The 21,446-nt window shown below is 44.9% G+C and carries 22 protein-coding genes; 12 read left to right on the top strand and 10 right to left on the bottom strand.

Features of this window, described 5'->3' with window-relative positions:
• Window positions 1-138 precede the first annotated feature (138 nt).
• Window positions 139-729: a TIGR00730 family Rossman fold protein gene (locus tag FTV31_RS10130; RefSeq protein WP_180014635.1), complete on the top strand. Its 591-nt coding sequence runs from the start codon at window positions 139-141 to the stop codon at window positions 727-729.
• A gap of 28 nt (window positions 730-757) precedes the next feature.
• Complete coding sequence (locus FTV31_RS10125) at window positions 758-1,159, top strand: NUDIX domain-containing protein (RefSeq protein WP_180014633.1); 402 nt, start codon at window positions 758-760, stop codon at window positions 1,157-1,159.
• 1 nt (window position 1,160) lies between these two features.
• Here FTV31_RS10125 and FTV31_RS10120 read toward each other — a convergent pair whose 3' ends face one another.
• Together FTV31_RS10120 and recG are read right to left on the bottom strand one after the other, a co-directional pair.
• On the bottom strand, window positions 1,161-1,796 hold the full coding sequence (locus FTV31_RS10120; RefSeq protein WP_180014631.1) for a ComF family protein: 636 nt from the start codon (window positions 1,794-1,796) through the stop codon (window positions 1,161-1,163).
• Complete coding sequence (recG, locus tag FTV31_RS10115) at window positions 1,783-3,828, bottom strand: ATP-dependent DNA helicase RecG (protein ID WP_180014629.1); 2,046 nt, start codon at window positions 3,826-3,828, stop codon at window positions 1,783-1,785. Before recG ends, FTV31_RS10120 begins: the two co-directional genes overlap by 14 nt.
• A 33-nt stretch (window positions 3,829-3,861) precedes the next feature.
• Between recG and FTV31_RS10110 the strand changes: the two genes are divergently transcribed.
• Window positions 3,862-4,674, top strand: a complete 813-nt coding sequence (locus FTV31_RS10110; RefSeq protein ID WP_180014627.1) for an NAD(P)H-binding protein — start codon at window positions 3,862-3,864, stop codon at window positions 4,672-4,674.
• Between the two features lie 183 nt (window positions 4,675-4,857).
• On the opposite strand, the gene plsB is transcribed toward FTV31_RS10110, so the two are convergent.
• Window positions 4,858-7,425: a glycerol-3-phosphate 1-O-acyltransferase PlsB gene (gene plsB / locus FTV31_RS10105; protein WP_180014625.1), complete on the bottom strand. Its 2,568-nt coding sequence runs from the start codon at window positions 7,423-7,425 to the stop codon at window positions 4,858-4,860.
• A gap of 282 nt (window positions 7,426-7,707) precedes the next feature.
• On the opposite strand from plsB, the gene FTV31_RS10100 reads away from it, so the two are divergent.
• Entirely contained in the window at window positions 7,708-8,580 is an 873-nt protein-coding gene (locus FTV31_RS10100; RefSeq protein WP_004786947.1) for an acyl-CoA thioesterase II, read from the top strand.
• Window positions 8,581-8,723: 143 nt separating this feature from the next.
• Window positions 8,724-9,962 carry a dicarboxylate/amino acid:cation symporter gene (locus FTV31_RS10095; RefSeq protein WP_004786945.1) on the top strand — a complete coding sequence of 413 codons (1,239 nt, stop codon included), beginning with the start codon at window positions 8,724-8,726 and terminating at the stop codon, window positions 9,960-9,962.
• Here the strand turns inward: FTV31_RS10095 and FTV31_RS10090 are convergent.
• The 7 genes from FTV31_RS10090 to FTV31_RS10060 form a co-directional block, all read right to left on the bottom strand.
• Entirely contained in the window at window positions 9,959-10,378 is a 420-nt protein-coding gene (locus tag FTV31_RS10090) for a VOC family protein (RefSeq protein ID WP_159122630.1), read from the bottom strand. The two genes, FTV31_RS10095 and FTV31_RS10090, sit on opposite strands and share 4 nt — an antisense overlap.
• Before the next feature lie 97 nt (window positions 10,379-10,475).
• The gene (locus FTV31_RS10085; protein WP_180014623.1) at window positions 10,476-11,420 is read right to left on the bottom strand and encodes a metal-dependent hydrolase; all 945 of its coding nucleotides are present in this window, start codon (window positions 11,418-11,420) and stop codon (window positions 10,476-10,478) included.
• 102 nt (window positions 11,421-11,522) lie between these two features.
• Window positions 11,523-12,440, bottom strand: coding sequence for a ribosome biogenesis GTP-binding protein YihA/YsxC (gene yihA / locus FTV31_RS10080; RefSeq protein ID WP_180014621.1), 918 nt, complete (start codon window positions 12,438-12,440; stop codon window positions 11,523-11,525).
• Between the two features lie 93 nt (window positions 12,441-12,533).
• Window positions 12,534-12,974 carry an Rrf2 family transcriptional regulator gene (locus FTV31_RS10075; protein WP_180014619.1) on the bottom strand — a complete coding sequence of 147 codons (441 nt, stop codon included), beginning with the start codon at window positions 12,972-12,974 and terminating at the stop codon, window positions 12,534-12,536.
• A gap of 89 nt (window positions 12,975-13,063) precedes the next feature.
• Window positions 13,064-14,272 (bottom strand): NO-inducible flavohemoprotein, encoded by a 1,209-nt coding sequence (gene hmpA / locus FTV31_RS10070; protein WP_180014617.1) that lies wholly within the window; start codon window positions 14,270-14,272, stop codon window positions 13,064-13,066.
• Window positions 14,273-14,424: 152 nt separating this feature from the next.
• The gene (locus FTV31_RS10065) at window positions 14,425-15,975 is read right to left on the bottom strand and encodes a helicase HerA-like domain-containing protein (RefSeq protein WP_180014615.1); all 1,551 of its coding nucleotides are present in this window, start codon (window positions 15,973-15,975) and stop codon (window positions 14,425-14,427) included.
• Window positions 15,976-15,993: 18 nt separating this feature from the next.
• Window positions 15,994-17,196: a PLP-dependent transferase gene (locus FTV31_RS10060; RefSeq protein ID WP_180014613.1), complete on the bottom strand. Its 1,203-nt coding sequence runs from the start codon at window positions 17,194-17,196 to the stop codon at window positions 15,994-15,996.
• Window positions 17,197-17,358: 162 nt separating this feature from the next.
• Here FTV31_RS10060 and FTV31_RS10055 point away from each other — a divergent pair, with 162 nt between their 5' ends.
• From FTV31_RS10055 to rpsS, 7 genes are all read left to right on the top strand, one after another.
• Window positions 17,359-18,093 (top strand): type 1 glutamine amidotransferase, encoded by a 735-nt coding sequence (locus FTV31_RS10055; protein WP_180014611.1) that lies wholly within the window; start codon window positions 17,359-17,361, stop codon window positions 18,091-18,093.
• A 274-nt stretch (window positions 18,094-18,367) separates the two neighbouring features.
• Window positions 18,368-18,679, top strand: a complete 312-nt coding sequence (rpsJ, locus tag FTV31_RS10050) for a 30S ribosomal protein S10 (protein ID WP_000070912.1) — start codon at window positions 18,368-18,370, stop codon at window positions 18,677-18,679.
• Between the two features lie 60 nt (window positions 18,680-18,739).
• Complete coding sequence (gene rplC, locus FTV31_RS10045; RefSeq protein ID WP_005233737.1) at window positions 18,740-19,378, top strand: 50S ribosomal protein L3; 639 nt, start codon at window positions 18,740-18,742, stop codon at window positions 19,376-19,378.
• Window positions 19,379-19,389: 11 nt separating this feature from the next.
• A complete protein-coding gene (gene rplD / locus FTV31_RS10040; protein ID WP_004786925.1) occupies window positions 19,390-19,992 on the top strand; it encodes a 50S ribosomal protein L4 in 603 nt (200 codons plus the stop codon).
• The gene (gene rplW, locus FTV31_RS10035) at window positions 19,989-20,309 is read left to right on the top strand and encodes a 50S ribosomal protein L23 (protein ID WP_004786923.1); all 321 of its coding nucleotides are present in this window, start codon (window positions 19,989-19,991) and stop codon (window positions 20,307-20,309) included. The genes rplD and rplW overlap by 4 nt, the downstream gene beginning before the upstream one ends.
• An 11-nt stretch (window positions 20,310-20,320) precedes the next feature.
• A complete protein-coding gene (gene rplB / locus FTV31_RS10030; RefSeq protein ID WP_005233738.1) occupies window positions 20,321-21,145 on the top strand; it encodes a 50S ribosomal protein L2 in 825 nt (274 codons plus the stop codon).
• Between the two features lie 19 nt (window positions 21,146-21,164).
• The gene (gene rpsS / locus FTV31_RS10025; RefSeq protein ID WP_004673001.1) at window positions 21,165-21,440 is read left to right on the top strand and encodes a 30S ribosomal protein S19; all 276 of its coding nucleotides are present in this window, start codon (window positions 21,165-21,167) and stop codon (window positions 21,438-21,440) included.
• Window positions 21,441-21,446 lie beyond the last annotated feature (6 nt).

Here is a 21,446-nt window from a genome sequence, read left to right as displayed (position 1 = left end):
CTTGCGCAGTATGTTACTCTAAATGCGTGTATTTTAGACAAGGAATTGAATAAAAACACTGATTGTGCAGTTATTTTTGAAAAAAAACTCTCAGGCGCTGCCTGCGTACTATATACCGGCAATGCAATGGTGAAAATGATGAATTCTATCGCAATTTTCTGTGGCTCAGCGCTAGGTTCTGAACCTGGTTATAAACAAATTGCCGAAAAGGTAGGTCAAACCCTGGCAAAAAGACAGCAAACACTGATTTATGGTGGTGGTCGTTCCGGATTAATGGGCATTATAGCGGATAGCGCCCTGGCTGCAGGGGGCGAGGTTATTGGTGTTATTCCAAGACCCTTGGTGAATCGTGAACTGGCACATCCACATATTACCAAGCTGTATGTGGTCGATAATATGCATGAGCGTAAGACCAAAATGTCAGAACTCTCCGATGGTTTTATTGCCATTCCGGGTGGGGCGGGAACGCTCGAGGAAATTTTTGAGCAATGGACTTGGGCTCAGCTCGGGATTCATAAAAAACCTTGTGCTTTTCTCAATGTCGATGGTTTTTATGATGATTTGCTGAAATTTATTCAGATGACTACAGACAAAGGTTTTACCAAGCCACGTTTTACTGAAGCCCTGATCGTAAGTGAGGACTTCGAAGAAATTTTGCAGAAATTTCAAGACTACCAGCCGCCTGAAGCAAAATGGGGTATGGTCGATCAGGAAGATCTCGTAAAATAAGTATTTCCCATTTGATCGTTCCGAATTCATGAAAATTATTACCGTTGCAGCTGCCATTATTTTGAATTCTGATCAGCAGCTGCTGGTGGTTCGTAAGAAAAATACTGACTGTTTTATACAAGTTGGTGGCAAGCTGGAACCGGATGAAGCACCTGAACGAACTATGCTACGTGAAATTCAGGAAGAAATTGGCTGTCAGGCTGAGATTCAGCAATTCATTGGGCGTTTTGAAACTCAAACTGCCAATGAACCGGATCATCAACTGGTGAGTTATGTTTATCTGGTGCAATTAGATGGGGAACCACATATTGAAGCTGAGATTGCCGAGATGAAATGGGTGGACCTGAATCAGAAAGATGTGAAACTTGCACCTTTAACTACAGAAATTGTCATACCTTGGGTTAAAAAGAACTTATTGGCCCAAGCCTGATTTAAAGTTTGGCTCCTGCCAGACAAGCGGCGTAAATCTGCTGGCAGCCCAGTTTTTCCAGCTGTTGACTTAAAGCTCGAATCGAGCTGCCAGTCGTAACCACATCATCGATAATTAAAACCTTACGATAACGAACTTTTGAAGAGGTAGTGACCCTGAACTGTGCCTCAATATCTTCGATACGTTCCAGACGGCTTAAGCCTTTTTGTGAATGTTGCTTGAGTCGCTCAACTGGTTGCCAGACGGGAATTTGTAAATGTTTAGCTACATGCTTGGCCAGCAACAAAGATTGATTATAGCCACGTTCGACCAGCCGTTCGGTTGAAATCGGCATAGGAACCACTGCGCTGACTTTAGGAAATTTTAAGGTCAGTAATGCACCTACCAATAATGGTTCCAGATGCAGCTTCTGCTCATATTTAAATAATTGAATCAGGCGATCCATCGGGTAGGCATAGTCACATGCCACTTGAAACTGCATTTCCTGACGCTGAATAGTCTGATGTGCCCAAGGTAACTGTTGCCAGCAATCCTGACAGACGGAATACAGGTTTTGATAATCTGTCTGGCATAGTTGACAAGGCTGTAAACGATTCAGCCAGTGTTTTCCCTGTTGGAGCAGCTTAAACATAGGCATAGCGTGGAGCCTCGGGTAGCCAGCGTTTTAATAAGGCATCCGCCTGTTTCGGATAATCTTTTAGCATCTGCTGGGCGACATAATGGGCCTGATTCAGCAAGTGATCATCACGTTCCAGCTTGGCTACACGGAAACCCATATCACCAGTCTGTTTGGTTCCTAATAATTCACCCGGACCACGTAATTCCAGGTCTTTCTCGGCAATGATAAAACCATCATTGGTTTCGCGCATGATGCGCAGACGTTCCTGACCATTTTGTGACAATGGATTTTTATAAAGCAAGGCACAGAAGCTGGCTTTGGCACCACGACCCACCCGACCACGCAGCTGATGTAGTTGTGACAGGCCAAGCCGTTCGGCATTTTCAATCACCATAATCGAAGCATTCGGGACATCAACACCGACTTCGATCACAGTTGTAGCAATGAGTAGCTGCAGTTTATTGTCTTTGAATTCCTGCATGACTGCCTGTTTTTCATCGGCTTTCATTTTGCCATGTACCAGACCGATATTCAGTTCAGGGAAGCGTTCCTTGATCTCGGCAAAGGTTGCTTCTGCGGCTTGAGCATCCAGAGTTTCCGACTGTTCCACCAAAGTACAGACCCAATAAGCCTGTTTACCTTCAGCACAATTCGTGGCAATCCGTTGCAGAACCTCTTCGCGACGATCCAGCGGAATGGTCACAGTCTGGATCGGAGTACGACCCGGTGGCAATTCATCAATAATTGACGTATCCAGATCGCCATACGCCGACATAGCAAGCGTGCGTGGAATCGGGGTTGCGGTCATCACCAATTGATGCGGCGACATGCCATCCAAGCCTTTATTTCTCAAGGCTAAGCGTTGATCGACCCCAAAACGATGCTGCTCATCAATAATTACTAAGCCCAGTTTGGCAAACTCGACATTTTCCTGAAACAGGGCATGTGTGCCCACCACCAGATGCGCGCTACCATCACGGATCACTTGTTCTGCTGCTACACGCGCTTTACCTTTCTGCTTGCCGGAAAGCCAGGCGACATTTAAACCGAGTGGTTCGAACCAGCGCTTGAAGTTGAGGTAATGCTGTTCGGCCAGAATTTCAGTTGGCGCCATCAGCGCGACTTGCCAGCCTTCTTCTAGGGCATGACAGGCTGCTACGCCGGCAACCAAGGTTTTTCCTGCACCCACATCACCCTGCACCAGACGTAGCATCGGTTTATTCTGTTTCAGGTCTATAGCAATTTCCTTAGATACGCGTTTTTGCGCACCGGTCATTTCGAAAGGCAAACCGGCCAAAAGCTGTTTGGCATAGGTCTTACTTGGAGAAAATGAAGGGGCTTCAATCTGCTGAATAAAAGCACGCCGGGTCAGCAAACTGATTTGATGTGCCACCAGTTCCTCAAAAATCAGACGCTGCTGTGCCGGATGTGAGCCTTGAGTGAGCTGCAACATATTGGCGTCCAATGGCGGATGATGAATATATTCCAGTGCCTGCTTCAGGCCATAACCATTGCTAAATTTTTGTGGTAACAGTTCAGGTAAATCATCGCTATGCAGCTCTAATGCCTGTTTAATATATTCCCGCAGCTTGGGCTGAGTCAGTCCTTCGGTTGCCGGATAGATCGAGGTGAGTTGGGTATGAGGCAGAGGCGTATGTTCAGTAATCACTTGCAGCTCTGGATGATACATTTCCAGACCACGGGCACCGACTCGCACTTCACCAAAGACTCTTAAACGGTTACCGAGCTTGCAGCGATCGGTAATGCCTTTATAAATATGATAAAAACGCAAAGTGACTTTGCCAGAATCATCATCCAGTAACACCGCCATGGACTTGCGTTTACCGGGTGGGAAATCGACCCCTTTCACGATACCTTCCAGCAAATAGCTGCGTCCCACCATTAATTGATTCATGGGAATGATCGTGCTACGGTCTTCATAGTCACGTGGTAGATGAAAAAGCAAATCATCAGTATTAAAGATATTTAGTTTTTCGAGTAAAGCAGCGGCGGCATTGCCAACGCCTTGTAACTGATGGACTGCAGCCATGTCCCCTCAACCAGGTCTGTGATTCGGTGTCGAATGCATATTTTATTTATTGGTTATGGTAAAACATCCGAGCGGGTAGCTAAACAATTATTTGAGCAAGGTCATCAAATTAGCACAATTAGCCAAAGTCCCAAAACAGATTCATTCGCAACTCATCTGATTCAGGATGTGCATACTCTAGATTTAAGTGCAGTCGCTTCGATTGATTGGGTCTATGTGTTACTCAGTCCCAAACAGAGTGGTGTCGAAGCCTATCAGCACATTTATCTGGATTCGGTTCAGCCAATCGTCACTGCCTTGAAATCCCATCCGGTAAAAAGAATTGTGGTGGTTTCATCAACCCGGGTTTATGGACAGAATGCAGGTGAAAGCGTGGATGATGAAACTGAAATTCATCCGAATGATGCTCAAGGTGAAATTCTGCATCACATGGAACAGGCGTATCTCGCCGCTTATCCTGATCAATGTACCATTATCCGCCCAAGTGGGATTTATGGGACTTCTGTGGCACGTATGCAGAAAATGGCAGCATCGATGACCAGCTATCCAAATCTGCACTGGTCAAATCGGATTCATATTGAAGATTTATCACGTTTTCTAGCTCAGATGATTCACGTGGAACATCCTGATTCTTCATATATTTTGACTAATAATCAGCCACAACTTTTGCATGAAGTCTTGCAATGGTTTCAGCAGCAAATGGGTTTACCTGTATTAAGAGTCGAAAGTGACAGGGTGACGGGTAAAAGGCTGTATGCTACAAGAATAGAAAAAATAGGCTTTGAGTTAGAGCATCAGGATTGTTTTCAGGATTATTTAGAGTTGATGAATAAGACTGATTTATAAATTTGGAAGTTCCTCCTCCCTCTGGGAGGAGGTTAGGAGGAGGTTAGGAGGAGGGTTTTTTAAATCACCTCTTCCTTGCGCAGCAGTGCTGCTCATCTCCTAAAAGGAGAGGGAATATTTATCATTTTTATTAATTCTCAAGCAAAAAAGAGAGGCCAAAACCTCTCTTTTTTTAATTAAACCTTATTTCTTCTTACGTTTCGCACGTTTCTTGGCCTGTTCAGCCGCAACCGCATCCAGAGCTTCTTTGAGTTCTTCATCGGTAAAGGAGGTGATGTGATGCAGCATTTGCAGTTTCACTTCATCCAGTACCAGATCTGCATACTGCGCGACATTGGTCAGCTGCTCATCATAGACAATGGCATTGTCTTCATTGGTACAGATATAACCTTTTTGTGTCAGAACTTTGATAAAGCTTTGGAATAAGGCTTTATCAAAGAATTCTGGCGAGTTGAATTCATACAGTACAGAAAGACGTTGGCCCACCAGATGACTCAGTTCTTCTACCTGACGGGTTGAAATGTTGCCTGGACCACGCTGGGTGATTAAAGCCAGTGTCATATAGTAACGTTCCAGACTTTGGGTCACTGGAGCAGCCAGAACTTCAAGCTGGTGATGCGCTTCAGTATTTGGTGCTGGCGCTACCAGATTTTCACCATCTTCACTGATCAGGTTAGTTGCAAGTAAAGCATCGATATAAGCATCAACGTGTTGCTGAATTTCGTCTTCTTTCCATTTCAGGAACAGCTCGGCTTTCAGGAATGGATAAAGCGTACTGCTGGCATTAATCACATCTTCACGACGAATCACGCCATTGTGTTCTACCAGTGCCGCAATCAGGGACGGCAATACAAAGCTATGCACGATGTTATTACGGAAATAGGTCAGTAGTACTGCCTGATTATCTTCAATGGCAATGATATCGCCCAGAACGTGTTTCACCCGTTTAATCAGCTTGAGCTTCATTGCATAGGCAATAATCTCTTTACCTGAAAGTGAGGTAATTTGCATGCGCTCATCATAAGGTAAAGCCACCAGCAGATTACGGTAGGTATCCAGCTGCTTGATACAGATTTCTTCGTCCAGCGTATGTTTCGGTGTTGCCAATAAAATAAGTGACAGCAGTGAAACCGGATTCACCACGACTGCACGGTTGATATTTTCTAGAATGGCTTGGGCAGAACTATTGACTGCATCAGATACCGGCTGCGGAATCGGATCATCATTCTTTTCAATTTTGATATGTTCTGCGCCGTGCTGTTTCAGGATGTCATCCAGAAATACCGGTTCACCGAAGTTCAGATGAACCTTGCCAAAAATACGTTCAATTTTGCGCAAGGTTTTCAGGATACCGAAAATAGATTCTGCTTCTTTCGGCTTGCCGTTCATCTCACCGACATAAGTACCACCTTCCATCAGGCGTTCATAGCCGATATAAGTCGGAACAAAGACAATTGGCTTGGCTTTGCCACGTAAATGACCATGTACGGTCATCGCCAGCATCCCGGTTTTTGGTGGAAGTAGACGACCAGTACGTGAACGGCCACCTTCGATAAAGTATTCCAGTGGAGTATTACGTGACAACACGCTATACAGATATTCTTTAAATACGGTGGTATAGAGTGCATTACCGCGGAAGGTACGACGGATAAAGAAAGCACCACCACCCCGTAAGATCTGACCCACAAATGGCATGTTCAGGTTATCGCCTGCCGCAATATAAGGCACCATCAAACCACGACGATAAATCACATAAGACAATAATAAATAGTCGATATGACTGCGGTGACATGGCGTATAGACAATTTCATAATCTTTGGCCAGTTCACGCACGGTACTGAAATTATGTACTTCCACGCCGTCATAGAGCTGGGTCCATAAACGGGTCAGGGCTTTATCGGCGAAACGTACGGTAGAGTGAGAGTAGTCCGATACAATTTCATTCAGATAGCCAATCGCACGACGTTCTGCTTCCAGCATACTGATTTTGCTGCGGATGCTTTCATTACGAATAGCCGCCTGTACATCCGGAGATTTAATCAGGCCATGCATCACATTACGGCGATCTGACAGGTCAGGGCCGAGGATCACTTCACGCTGTGCATCCAAATAGTCATTCAGACGGCTGACAATATAGGTCGCTGGCGCTGAATTTGGATAAGTTTCTTTGGCAAATTCCATGAGGGCGCGCAAAGATTGTGGCTCATGAAACTCCAGATAAGACTGGCGACCATGCAGACCGATATTGACCAGCTGTTTGACCCGGCTTGGCGTAGACCAGGTATCGGTAAATAAAAGCTTGAACCAAGAATCTTCTTTTTCAGGATCACGACCCCAAAGTACAGTCACCGGTACCAGTTCCACATCCAGTTCGGGGTTTTTTTCTAGGACTTCAATCAGGCGTAACAGGCGTGGAGGAAAAGCATGTGGTGGTGAGCTAAGCAGATTATTCTCATCATGATGCTGCAGGAACAGCACCGAAGCCTTTTCCTTGCTGTCACCAATCTGTAGAGGGTCAAGCGCGGGCGGCATGTTTAAACGGCGAGTTTCCGCATCGACCACCAATGCATTACTGCGTGAATGATTCTGCAAGATATAGCAGACGATTTTCTGCTGTGCTGCCGGAGTCTGGTCAGCAGTAGGAGTTGTCACTTCACTTGGTACTTCCCCAAGAACATGCGGGGTGACCACAAGATCAAGTAGCTTACTTGAAAGCTTGCGATACATTTGACCAAAGCCACTCTTGGACATAGTTACTCCTAATTTTACTGATCAAAACTACAGAATTTCTGAGGGATTTTATTTTGATTGATTATAAAAACAAACAATATGTCATTTTCTGACAAATTCAATCGAAGTGGTTCAATTTTAGCGCGAAAGCAGATGTTTTTCCTAGTAAGTTGCAAGAGCAGTTGACAGAACAGTCAATCAATCTTTAGAAGATTGCTTGGATTTTATGGCAGAATATTCAGAATAAATTGTATAGATTTATTTCTACACTTCTGGATCTTGCCAATATCACACAGGTTGCTTATGAATGCCTTAACACAGGAACTGGTCGAGCTGCTCAGTTTAGAAAAGTTAGAAGAAAATATTTTCCGGGGAATTAGCCGTAATCTGGTAGGCAAGCGCGTATTTGGTGGGCAGGTTCTGGGACAGGCCCTACGTGCTGCGTCTTATACCACAGATCGTCCTGCACATTCATTGCATGCCTATTTCCTGTTTGGTGGCGATGTCAATGCACCGATCATTTATGAAGTGGACCGTATCCGTGATGGCAAAAGTTTCGTCAGCCGTCAGGTTCGCGCCATTCAGCATGGCCGTACCATTTTCATGTGTATGGTTTCTTTTGCGCATCAGGAAGAAGGCCTGAACTATCAGATTTCAGAACCTGAATATCCACCGGCAGAAAGCCTGAAAAATGAAGCAGAACTCACCCGGCAGATTATTGAATTTATTCCGGAAAATGTACGTGCGTCTTTCATGCGTGACCGTCATGTCGAGATTCGTCCTGTGATGCCGGTAAACCCATTCCAGCCGCAACCGGAAGCGCCGAATTATGCGCACTATATCCGTACTCATGGAAAGATTGCTGCAGAAGTGGATGAAATTTCCCTACATCAAGCGATTGCTGCTTTCTATTCAGACTTTACCTTAATGACCACGGCGCTACGTCCGCATGGTTTAAGTTATCTGTCTCCAAGCTTGCAATGTGCCAGTATTGACCATGCCATGTATTTCCATAAACCGTTCCGGGTAGATGAATGGATGTTATACGACATGGATGCTACTCAAAGTGCCAGTTCGCGTGGTCTGAACTTTGGCCGCATGTGGCAAAATGGTGAGCTGGTCTGCAGTACCACACAAGAAGGCTTGATCCGTTTACGTGAAATTGAAACCCAGTAAAGCATACTTTTAATTTAAATAAAGCCGGATCCCAGATCCGGCTTTATACATTTTTAAGCACGGCTCTTTATAAAAAATTACTCGATTCTCCAGCACTTGCATGGCATAGTGCCCTTAAGATCAATATTAAAAATGCATGTAAAATGAGCTTAAATACGCAGATTTTAATTGCCGCCGTATTGGGGGTACTGTTTGGATTTTTACTGACTTTATTTCCGCAAAGCACATTTTTTGATGTCGGCCTGTACGGGATTGGAATTGCCAGCAGCCTTTTTATTGGTCTGCTGAAAATGATTTTGATCCCCCTGATTTTTACCTCAATCGTGGTTGGAGTGTCTAATCTGCAGGCGGGGGGACAGCTGAGTCGAACCTGGAAAATTACTTTGCTGTGCTGCGTGACCACCACCTCATTGGCATTGATTCTAGGACTGACCTGTGCACATCTGTTTAATGTGGGGAGAGGCGTAGATGTGGTGATGTTTCAGGATGCCATGGCTCAGCATCAAACGCCTGATACTTTAACGCCATCTTCTTTCTTTACTAATTTTATTCAGAATACCCTGATCAATCCCTTTAAGGCCTTTGCTGATGGCAATGTTTTGGCCGTTGTGATTTTTGCTCTGTTTATCGGTGTGGCGCTGGTCGCAGGTGGAGACAGCTTTCGTACTGTGCGTAAGCTTAGTCACCAGTTTTTTGACATCATGATGTTGATGATTGGCTGGATCATGAAACTGGCACCGATTGGGATTTTTGCATTACTCGCTAAGTTAATTGCCACTGAAGATATTTCAGTGCTGAGTCGTCTGGCCGAGTTTGCGGCAGTGGTGACAGGCACTACAATTTTCCACGGGATAGTGGTGTTGCCGTTATTGTTATGGATCTTCGGCAAAATGAATCCGCTGACCTTTTTTAAAGGCACCCGTAGTGCATTAATTACTGCCTTTGCCACCAGCTCCAGTTCGGCAACCATGCCGATTTCTTTAAAATGCGCGCAGGAGAATCTGGGCGTACGTCCGCAAACAGCCGGTTTTGTGATTCCTCTTGGCACGCAGCTGAATATGGATGGAACGGCACTTTATGAAGCTGCAGCAGCTTTGTTTATTGCCAATCTGATGGGGCTGGATTTAACCTTAGGTCAGCAGCTGGTGGTTTGTGCCACGGCAATGATTGCGTCATTAGGTGCACCGGGCATTCCAAGCGCCGGCATGGTCACCATGATCATGGTACTGCAATCAGTCGGTTTGCCGGCAGAAGCGATTGCGATTCTACTTCCAATTGACCGTCTACTCGATACCGTACGGACTGTAGTAAATGTACAGGGCGATATGATGATTAGTGTGGTAGTAGATCGACATACCCGCGAGCCTGAAGTACCGGTTTAATCTTTGTCAAAGTCCGGGTTCCAGACAATTTCCCAGAGATGACCATTGGGATCCTGAAAATAACCTGCATATCCGCCATAAAAAGTCGTGTGTGCAGGTTTAATAATTTTAGCGCCGGCACGTTCAGCCTGTGCCATTGCCTGGTCGACTTCTAAGGGACTATAAACATTATGCCCCAGAGTCATTTGCGTCGGACAGATTGGGCTTGGCTCCAGACCGGTATCTTGCTGGATACTACGCTGTGGCCATAAGGCAAGCTTAAGACCAGGTTGTAATTGAATAAAAGCCACCGCGCCATATTCAAACTCTTCACCCATAATTCCTTCACTGGGAAAACCCAGTCCATCACGGTAAAAGCGTAGTGAAGCTTCCAGATCGAGCACACCGAGGGTAATCACAGAAATCCGTGCTTGCATAAGTCCCTCCTGATTATGATTGTTATATTTCTATCTTAGGACAAATAAAAAGCAGGGAAGCGATCCCTGCTGTTAGAAATTGTAATAACAGGCAAGCTTAAGCGACTTTGAGAGTAGCGCGTTTGGCTGCCTGTGAATGGTTGAGATAATGCAGCGCATCATCGGTACTGCCTTCATGCACCGGATCATACCAAGGCATTAAATAACCGAGCTGTTGGGATACTAACCACAGCGGGTTAGGCAGAAGGCGGTTATCTGACTGGGAAATACGCAACCATTCTTTCCAGATCCAGGGTTTATATACGGCTGGCTTATACTGCTTGAAACGTGAATCCTGCGATAACAGATGTGCAGCACCATCCACCCAAAGGCCAATTACCCCAATAATGACCACCACACTTAGATAATAACGGGCAATATAGCCGCCACCTAGATGACGATATAAATCAAAAGCCACACTACGATGCTCGATTTCTTCAGCACCATGCCATTTCACCAGATCCAACATATTCGGATCAGCACCCAGACGTTTCCATTCAGTATTGTAGAGTGCGTATTTACCCAAGACACAGGTCATGTGTTCTATCGTCGCAATGATACCGAGACGGAACAGATCCCATTGGTGTTCTAAGATTTTAGGAATTTTGAGACCGAATGGATGATCGGCTAGGAGCTTGTTAAATAGGAAATGCATGATGTGCAGATTGCGCTGGATATCAATCTGACGTTCAGATAAATATTCTTTATTGGCCGAATTATGCGCTTGGGCATGCATGGCTTCCTGACGGATAAATGCCTGCACATCATGCTTTAATTTTTCGTCAGTGATCTGGGGGAGGACTTTGTTATATAAACGGCAGAACCAGAGTTCACCCGCGGGCAGAATATTGTTAATTTCATTGACGAAGTAACTGGCAAAGGGCTGATCAGGAATCCAGTCGACTGGAGTGTCTTGCCATTCAAAGCTGACTTTGCGAGGCTGGATAAAATAGGAAATGGAAGAGCCAATTCTTGTTGTTTTGAAGCGCGAAAGTAAAGACATGGTGTGAATCCATCACTGCTTGATCAAGACAGTATGAAAAAAATATCCCGAATTGCAGCAGGCAATACGGGACATTCTTTTATCCGATGAAACACATTCGGCTTATTTTTGTGGATCCTGTTCGACAATCTTTGTTGGATCGACTTCCACAGGCGCGTCCAGATCATTCAGTTCACTGGCACTGACTTCATGAGCGCTGTCTTCTTCAGCTTCATCTTCTAATAATTCAATTGGTTCATCAGCTTCGTTTAAATCATGCATTGAAGCTTCAGGAATGCTGTCCAGATCAAATTCAGGTGTTTGATTCAAAGTGAAGTTCAAACGGCCGCCCATCACACTGGCCAATTCCTCCAAACCTTGCTTGTTTAGAGAAGAGAATAGTTGAATCGAGAAATCCAGCTTCATCTTTTTCAGTTTGGCTTTCACTTCTTGTAGCGCTTTCGAAGCGGGGCCACGGTTCAGCTTGTCGGCTTTGGTCAGCAGCACATGTACGAATAATTTACGTGAATACGCCCATTCCAGCATCATCACATCAAAGTGTTGTAACGGATGACGGATATCCATCAGCAACACCAGACCTTGCAGGCTCTTGCGGTGAATCAGATAGTTTTCCAGTTCTTTCTGCCAGACAATTTTCATGGCTTCTGGGACCGCTGCATAACCATAACCCGGTAAATCGACTAGGCGCTGATCCGGATTGCCAAGGCTAAAGAAGTTGATCATCTGGGTACGGCCTGGTTTTTTGGACGCACGGGCCAACTGTTTCTGATTGGTCAGGGCATTGATGGCACTCGATTTACCCGCATTGGAACGGCCAGCAAAAGCGACTTCATAACCGGTATCTTCTACACACAAGCTGAGCTTGGGTGCACTCATCAGGAACTCAGCTTTGCGTAACCAGTTGAGGGCTTGTACCGAATATTCAGTAATGGCTGGATCGACCTTTTTTTCATAGCTGATCTTTTGCTTTGGGGCATTTGATGCCTTACTGTTTTTCGACTTTCCTCTGCTGTGATGCATGGCTCAACTTCAATGACTAATTATACAAGAAGCTATTATAAAGGAAGTCGGGCGGGCAAGCGAACTTTAGAATTGCCCAATAGAATAAGGGTATTAGAGATTGATCAGGCTAATTGGTGACTGGATACTAAAATGTTCCTTGGTCGGTTCAACGACATCACCCAGAATATATTGATCCAGATTGGTGTAGAACTGCTCCACAGCCTGATCCAGAATGCCTTTTAATCCGCAATTGGTACGTAATACACAAGGTGGATCATTACATTCCACAATCTGGTTATCACGTTGCAGAATACGCACAATCTGTCCTAGCTGAACTTTCAAGGCAGCCGGATTAAGACGGATTCCACCGCCTTTACCGCGAGAGGTAATGAGCCAGTCCTGTTTCGCCATAAAGTAGACAATTTTCATGGCATGGTTCTGTGAAATCTGTAAGCGCTCCGCCAGCTCGGCAATCGTATAAGGCAGATCGCGGGGTTGTGCAACATACATCAGTATGCGCAGCGCATAGTCAGTAAATTTATTCAGTTGCATGATAATACTGATGTTTTTGATGAAAAAAATTAGGGTTAGTCTAGCATACCAGACTAACCCTCTGTTTTTATTTTAAGCTGAAGAAGTAGTTAGTGGCGTACACCACCTGTGCCAAAGGCTTCGCTATGAATGTTCTCAGCAGGAATTCCGCGAGCGACAAGCGCCTTTTGCTGTTCAGCCATAAATGGCATTGGGCCACAGAGATAGTAGTCTGCATTGGCTGGTAATAATGCGCTATCTACAGTGCTTAAGTCCAGTCGACCGGCAACATCATAATCCTCGCCCAGTTTATCGCTTGGGTGCGGGAATTCATAAGCAGTCATTGTGCTTAAACGTGGATATTTGGCTTTCAGGTCATGAATATGCTGTTTCATCGCATGAACCTGTTTGCTACGGCAGGCATGGATGAAAGTCACAGGTTGTGGCATGTCCAGAGTCACCAGCTGGTTTAGCATGGCCACCATTGGAGTCAGGCCTACACCGCCACTGATAAACACATTACGTTTGTTCGGATCGATCAGGTAGAAGTTACCTGTTGGTGCAGAGACTTCAATTTCTGAACCTTCTGGAAGGCTATGTAAAGTATTCGATACCCAGCCTGGAACCATGTCGCCTTTCTGATCTTCACGTTTCACGGAAATACGCAGGTAATCCGCTTGTGGGCAAGTTGACAGGGTGTATTGGCGTGGCTGTCTCAGGTTCAGCTCAGGTACAAATACACGTACTGAAATGTATTGGCCGGCTTCATATTTTGGTAATGGACCGCCGTCGACTGGAGCCAGGTAGAAAGAAGTGATTTCGTCACTTTCCACGACTTTCTTGGCAATCTTGAAGTTGCGCCAGCCTAACCAGCTGCCTTTAGTCTGTTCATGCTGATCATAGATCGCTTTTTCAGTGGCAATGAACAGATCCGCCAGTTGACCGTACGCTGCAGCCCAAGCATCAATCAGTGGATCATCCGTCGAAATGTTCAGCACTTCACTGATCGAATGTAAAAGGTTTTCCCCAACAATACCGTAGTCCGGTGCCTTAATGTTTAAGCTCACGTGCTTGTGTGCGATCAGCTCAACCACGGGTAATAGCACAGATGGATCTTCGATATTTTCAGCATAAGCCAGAACCGCACCTGCCAAGGCTTGTGCTTGAGCTCCACTGCGTTGATGTCCCATGTTAAAGGTTTCTTTCAAATCAGGATTATTGCCTAGCATGCGGTTATAGAAATAACCGGTCAGGGCAACCCCATTTTCACGAAGTACAGGAACAGTGGCTTTTACAAGGTCAATTTGCTGTGGAGTCATAGCTGATCTCTCATGGCTGTTATTTATAAGATGTATTTAAAATACATCTTATAAAGTGCTTTTACAATATAGTAAAAGCATAAAACCATAAAAAAATTATGGGATATAAAAATATCCCATAAAAATGATGTTTTCGATCGGAGAAAGGAAGGTTATTTGCGCCCGAAGAGGGAACCTAATAGACCACGCACAATTTTCTGTCCGGTACTACCACCAAGACTACGTGCTGCACTTTTGGCAAAGGTACCCACAATATCCTGAGTAAGTTTTTCACGTTGCTTGGCTGCACGCTCAGCTTCTTTTTGCTGTTCACGTGCCAAACGTTCCTGTCCCTTGGCTTGCTGTTTAGCCAGAGCTTCCTGTTCTTTGGCTTGCTGCTTGGCAAGTTCCGCAGCTTGAGCCTGCTGCTGAAGTTCCAGTACTTTTTGCTGCAGCATCTCATGCGCACTGTCACGGTCAACTTCCTGCTCATAAATACCAGCGACAATGCTTTGCTGCATCAGTGCTTTACGTTCTTCTGATGTAATCGGGCTAAAAGAAAAATGTGGTGGCATGATCCAGCCACGTTCAACCATCTGTGGAGTCCCTTTTTCATCCAGACAGCTAATCAGCGCTTCACCTACAGCAATTTCAGTAATCGCTTCCTGTACTTTAAATTCTGGATTGGCACGGAAGGTATCCGCCGCCGTTTTGACTGCCTTCTGATCTTTAGGAGTAAAAGCGCGTAAGGCATGCTGAACCCGGTTGCCGAGTTGACTGAGGACGCTTTCTGGTAAGTCGAGTGGATTCTGGGTGACAAAGTAAATCCCGACACCTTTAGAGCGGATCAAGCGTACCACCTGTTCAATCTTTTCCTGTAGGGCAGGGCTGGCATTATCAAAGAGTAAATGCGCTTCATCAAAGAAGAACACCAGTTTCGGTTTGTCCAGATCCCCCACTTCTGGTAACTGTTCAAATAACTCTGATAGCATCCATAACAGGAAAGTGGCGTACAACTTCGGTGTGTTCATTAGCTTGTTGGCAGCCAGTAGATTGATATTGCCGCGACCTTGGCTATCTGTTTGCAGGAAATCCATCAGGTCTAGTGCTGGCTCGCCAAAGAATTTATCCCCGCCTTGATCTGCAAGTGCCAATAAATTGCGTTGAATCGCACCGAGGCTGGCGGGGGAGAGATTGCCATATTCCGCTTTAAAGTCTGCAGCATGTTCGCTGACATAGCTGAGCATGGCTTTCAGGTCTTTAAAATCGATCAGTAACAAGCCCTGATCGTCGGCAATTCGGAAGACTGCCGAGAGAACGCCTTCTTGCGTGTCATTCAGGTTCAGGATGCGGGCAAGCAAGAGTGGCCCAATTTCAGAAATCGTAGTACGGACCGGATGGCCTTGTTCACCAAACAGATCCCAGAATACGACCGGCGAAGCTTCAAAAGGAATCGAATCAATATTCAGACTTTTAATACGTTCATCAAACTTAGGATTACTTTCGCCTGGCTTGGCCAGGCTGGAAACATCGCCTTTGGCATCGGCAAGGAACACGGGTACACCAATGCGAGAAAAGTTTTCTGCCAAAACTTTCAAGGTTGCCGTTTTGCCGGTTCCGGTCGCGCCGGCAATCAGTCCGTGACGGTTGGCAAGCTGTGAGTGCAGTACAATATCTTGCGTAGTATCACTGGTTTTTTTTGCAATAATGATTGGTATACCCATAAATTTTCCTGTTGTTATTTATTCATTTTTAAGTTTTTTCATGTTTTGTAGTGCATGCTGAATATCTTCAATCAGATCTTCGGGATGTTCCAGACCAATACAGAAACGAACCAGAAAACCTTCTTTCAAATGTGAATGTTCAAGCACACGCATTTCTTTTAAGTTATATAGCATGACCAGACTGACAGGACCACCCCAGCTAAAGCCAAGCTTAAACAGTTTTAAGCTGTCACAGAAATTGCGAATATCTTGCAACTTGTAGTTATTGTCAAAAATCACGCTGATCAGTCCGGCACTGTGTCCTTGCTTGCAAATTTCTTTCCAGTTTTTATGGCCAGCATTGTCAGTATCAGCCGGATGTAAGACCTGAACAAATTCTGGTTGCTGTTTGAGCCAGTCTAATAAAGTTAAGCAGCTATGTGATTGATGTTCATATCGGAGTTGCATCGATGCCAGACTTCGTTGTACCTGAGCGACATCATCACCTGATACTGAAATACCCTGAATGGCATGCGCACGGAACAACTTGTGGTGCAGTTCTTTATCGCGGGTAACCACTGAACCCATCAGGATATCACCGCCACCACTTGGATATTTAGTCAGGGCATGCACGGTCATATCGACACTTAAATGATCGTCACCAAAATCAAAAGCATTAAAGGCAAGGCCTGCACCCCAGGTATTATCCAGCGCAGTGAGGATGTTGTTAGCTTGAGCTTTCTTGACCAAGTGACTTAGATCGGGAAATTCTAAAGTCACGGAACCTGCTGCTTCCAGCCAAAGCAGTTTGGCTTTTTTCGAGGGCTGAAAAGTATCTGCATCTATCGCATTATAGACTTTGACCTGAATACCATAGCGGGTTTCCAGATTGCGTAGATGTTCCATGTTTGGACCATAGATATTATCCGCAACCCACACTTCATCGCCCTGGCTTAAAAAACAAGAATTCACGAGATTAATCGCGGATAAACCACTCGGTGCCAGCAAACAATATTGACCGCCTTCGATCTGGGCAATGCTATCGCCTAAGGTAAATGTCGTCGGTGTGCCATGCGTGCCATAGCTATAGTCATAGTCATCAGTCCAGTGGCGATTAAATAGGGCATCGGTATTGTTAAAGATAATGGTGGATGCACGAAACAGGGGAGGTTGAATACTGGAAATGTATTGCGGGGCCTTTCGTGGTGCATGAATTAGCGCTGTTTGAGGATTTTTTTTCACGTGAATGCTCTTAAATGTAATCAAATATTGCTTTAGCTTAAGAGAATCTCATTATTGCTGCCAGTTATGTTGTGAAATGTTGAAAAAACTGACATTGCTAAAAAGTTGGCTTCATTTTTGCAAAACCTAAAATCAGAGAGCTACAACAAAAGGTTTAGGCGCATGAAGTCGCAGTTAAAAGTACATTATTTTCAGCATATTGCTGGCGAGGGTTTTGGTAGTTGTATTGATTTTTTAAAGCAGCATCAGGCGCAAATTACTGCGACTGAATTCTTTGCTTTACCCGTCGATCGTCCACTGGATATTGAAGCTTTGCCATCAGTCGATGAAGTTGATTTACTGATCATCATGGGCGGTACCATGAGCGTCAATGATGAGGCGAATTATCCATGGTTAAAGATCGAGAAACGCTGGTTACGCCGTTATCTTTCTCAAGGCAAGCCGACAATTGGTCTATGTCTAGGCGGGCAGTTGATTGCCAATGCTTTGGGTGCGGCCGTCAGCCGTAACCAGGAACAGGAGCTAGGCTGGACTACGGTACGCAAAGTGGCGCATGTACCCGAGGATTGTTTTGTCTTGCCAGAACAGTTTGAAATCATGCAATGGCACAGTGAAACCTTTGAATTGCCTAAGGGGGCGATTCATCTGGCAGAAAATGAAGCCTGTCGTAATCAGATGTATCAACTCGGCAAGAATGTCTTGGGATTCCAATTTCATCCGGAAATCACCCCGGAAACTTTAAAGCTGTTTTTGGAAAATGAAGAAGAAATTTCACAATTTTCTGGAAAATATGTACAGGACATACAACAACTGAAAAGAACAACCAAAAATAATTTTATCCAAGGAAATCAAATACTAAACCAAGCTATTCAATATGTTTTGGAAAAAACCGCCTAGTGGGTAAAAAATAAACAATTGATTTCCCGAATAAATTGAAATACAGCAAGAAAAACCATAAAAGAGATTTGCTTATGCAATAAACAATGGCTATAATAAGCGACCCTTCGATAGGAAGGGGGTTAACTGCGAAGAAAGTAGTTAACTATCGTTACAGTCGTGGCATCGATCACGACCTTAGTGATATTTCACTGCTCTTGACACTTGCCTTAAAATAGTGGGGTGAGATGCGTCAAGAGTGATTCTTTATATATTTGGCTTGGAGTTAACTGGTATGTCTAACCAGAGAATTCGTATCCGTCTTAAGTCTTTTGATCACCGTCTTATTGATCAATCAGCTCAAGAAATCGTAGAAACAGCAAAACGTACTGGCGCACAAGTTTGTGGTCCAATTCCAATGCCTACACGCATTGAACGTTTTAACGTTTTAACATCACCACACGTTAACAAAGATGCGCGTGACCAATACGAGATCCGCACTTACAAACGTTTGATCGACATCGTTCAACCTACAGACAAAACTGTAGATGCATTGATGAAGTTAGATCTTGCAGCTGGTGTTGATGTTCAGATCGCATTGGGTTAAGGCTTTCGGGTTAATTAACGCTCTAAGTTAATTAGGCCGCTTTTTTAGAGGTTTATGCACATGGCTATTGGTTTAGTCGGTCGCAAGTGCGGTATGACACGTATCTTTACAGATGCTGGTGTTTCTGTGCCTGTTACAGTGATTGAGGTTGATCCTAACCGCATCACTCAAATCAAAACGCTTGAAACTGATGGTTATCAAGCGATTCAAATCACTACTGGTGAACGTCGCGAATCTCGCGTAACTAACGCTCAGAAAGGTCACTTTGCGAAAGCTGGTGTTGCTGCTGGTCGTCTGGTTCAAGAATTCCGCGTTTCAGAAGCTGAGCTTGAAGGTCGTGAAGTTGGCGCTACTATCGGTGTAGATTTGTTCACAGTGGGTCAAATTGTTGACGTAACTGGTCAGTCTAAAGGTAAAGGTTTCCAAGGTGGTGTTAAGCGTTGGAACTTCCGTACTCAAGACGCTACTCACGGTAACTCTGTTTCTCACCGTGTTCTAGGTTCTACAGGTCAAAACCAGACTCCTGGTCGCGTGTTCAAAGGCAAAAAAATGGCTGGCCATTTAGGTGCTGAACGCGTAACTGTACAGGGTCTTGAAATTGTATCTATCGACGCAGAACGTTCAGTTCTAGTAGTTAAAGGTGCGATTCCTGGCGCTACTGGTGGCGACGTAACTGTTCGTCCTACGATCAAGGCCTGAGGGGAAATAACGTGAATTTAAATACTGTTTCCGGCTCTGCTGTTGAATTATCAGAAGTTGCGTTCGGTCGTGAATTTAATGAAGCTCTTGTACACCAAGTTGTTACAGCTTATTTAGCTGGTGGTCGTCAAGGTTCTAAAGCTCAGAAATCACGTGCAGACGTTTCTGGCGGTGGTAAAAAACCATTCCGTCAAAAAGGTACTGGCCGCGCTCGTGCTGGTTCTATTCGTAGCCCAATCTGGGTTGGCGGTGGTAAAACTTTTGCTGCTCGTCCACAAGACTGGTCTCAAAAAGTAAACCGTAAAATGTACCGCGGTGCTATGCAATGCATCCTGGCTGAACTTGTTCGTCAAGATCGCTTAGTTCTAGTTGAAGAGTTTGCTGTTGCAGCTCCAAAAACTAAAGAATTGCTTGCAAAACTTAACGACTTGAATGCTACTCGTGCATTGATCGTTACTGATGCTGTTGATGAGAACTTGTATCTAGCTGCTCGTAACCTTCCACACGTTGATGTGGTTGATGCGACTGCAATCGATCCTGTTAGCTTGATCGCGTTCGACAAAGTTGTTATGTCTGTAGCTGCTGCTAAGAAAATTGAGGTAGAACTCGGATGAACAACGAACGTTTATATCAAGTCCTGCAAGGACCTGTTTTCTCAGAAAAAGCACAAGTTTTAGGTGAAACTGCTGGTGTTCAAGTATTCAAAGTTGCACTTGATGCAAACAAACTTGAAATCAAAAAAGCAGTTGAACAATTGTTTGGTGTAGAAGTTGTTAAAGTTAACACTACGATCACTAAAGGTAAAACTAAACGCTTTGGTAAAACATTAGGACGTCGTTCTGATGTTAAAAAAGCATACGTCACCCTGAAAGCTGGCCAAGATGTTGAAATGGCTGACTTGGGCGATGCCGCTGAAAGCGCAGCGGAATAAGGACGAAAACTATGCCTATTCAAAAATGTAAGCCAACGTCTCCAGGACGTCGCTTTGTAGAGAAAGTGGTTCATGATCACCTTCACAAAGGCGCGCCTTATGCTCCACTAGTTGAAGCTAAAAAACGTACTGGCGGCCGTAATAACAACGGTCACATTACGACTCGTCACGTTGGTGGCGGTCACAAACAACACTACCGTTTAATCGACTTCAAACGTAACAAAGACGGCATCCCAGCTGTAGTTGAGCGTATTGAATACGATCCAAACCGTACTGCGCACATTGCGTTGTTGAAGTATGCTGACGGTGAACGTCGCTACATCATCGCGCCTAAAGGTTTACGCGCTGGTGATTCAGTTCAATCTGGTAACGATGCTCCAATCCGTCCAGGTAACTGCTTGCCACTTCGCAACATGCCTATCGGTTCTACTCTTCACAACATCGAACTTAAAATCGGTAAAGGCGCGCAGTTAGCTCGTTCAGCTGGTACTTCTGTTCAGTTGTTGGGTCGTGACGGTTCTTACGCTATCGTTCGTCTTCGTTCAGGCGAAATGCGTAAAATTCATGTTGAATGCCGCGCTGTGTTAGGTGAAGTATCTAACTCAGAAAGCAACCTTCGCTCACTAGGTAAAGCTGGTGCATCACGCTGGCGTGGTGTTCGTCCTACCGTTCGTGGTATGGCGATGAACCCAGTTGATCACCCACACGGTGGTGGTGAAGGGCGTAACAAAGGTATTCAACCTGTAAGCCCATGGGGTCAAAAAGCTAAAGGGTACAAAACACGTACCAACAAGCGTACGACTAAGATGATTATTCGCGACCGTCGCGTTAAGTAACAAGTAAAGGAATCTGACAATGCCTCGTTCTCTGAAAAAAGGCCCATTCGTCGATGCGCACTTGTTCGCTAAGGTTGAAGCGGCTATCGCGGCTAATAACCGTAAGCCGATCAAAACTTGGTCGCGTCGTTCGATGATCCTCCCGGATTTTGTTGGTTTAACAATTTCTGTACACAATGGCCGTAACCATGTTCCAGTGATCATCTCTGAACATATGGTTGGACACAAGCTTGGTGAATTTGCGCCGACTCGTACCTACCGTGGTCACGGTGTTGACAAGAAATCTAAACGTTAATAGGTG

The sequence above is a fragment of the Acinetobacter sp. YH16031 genome (genome assembly GCF_013417335.1).
Lineage (GTDB): Bacteria > Pseudomonadota > Gammaproteobacteria > Pseudomonadales > Moraxellaceae > Acinetobacter.
This window is presented reverse-complemented; position numbering and strand designations above follow the sequence as displayed.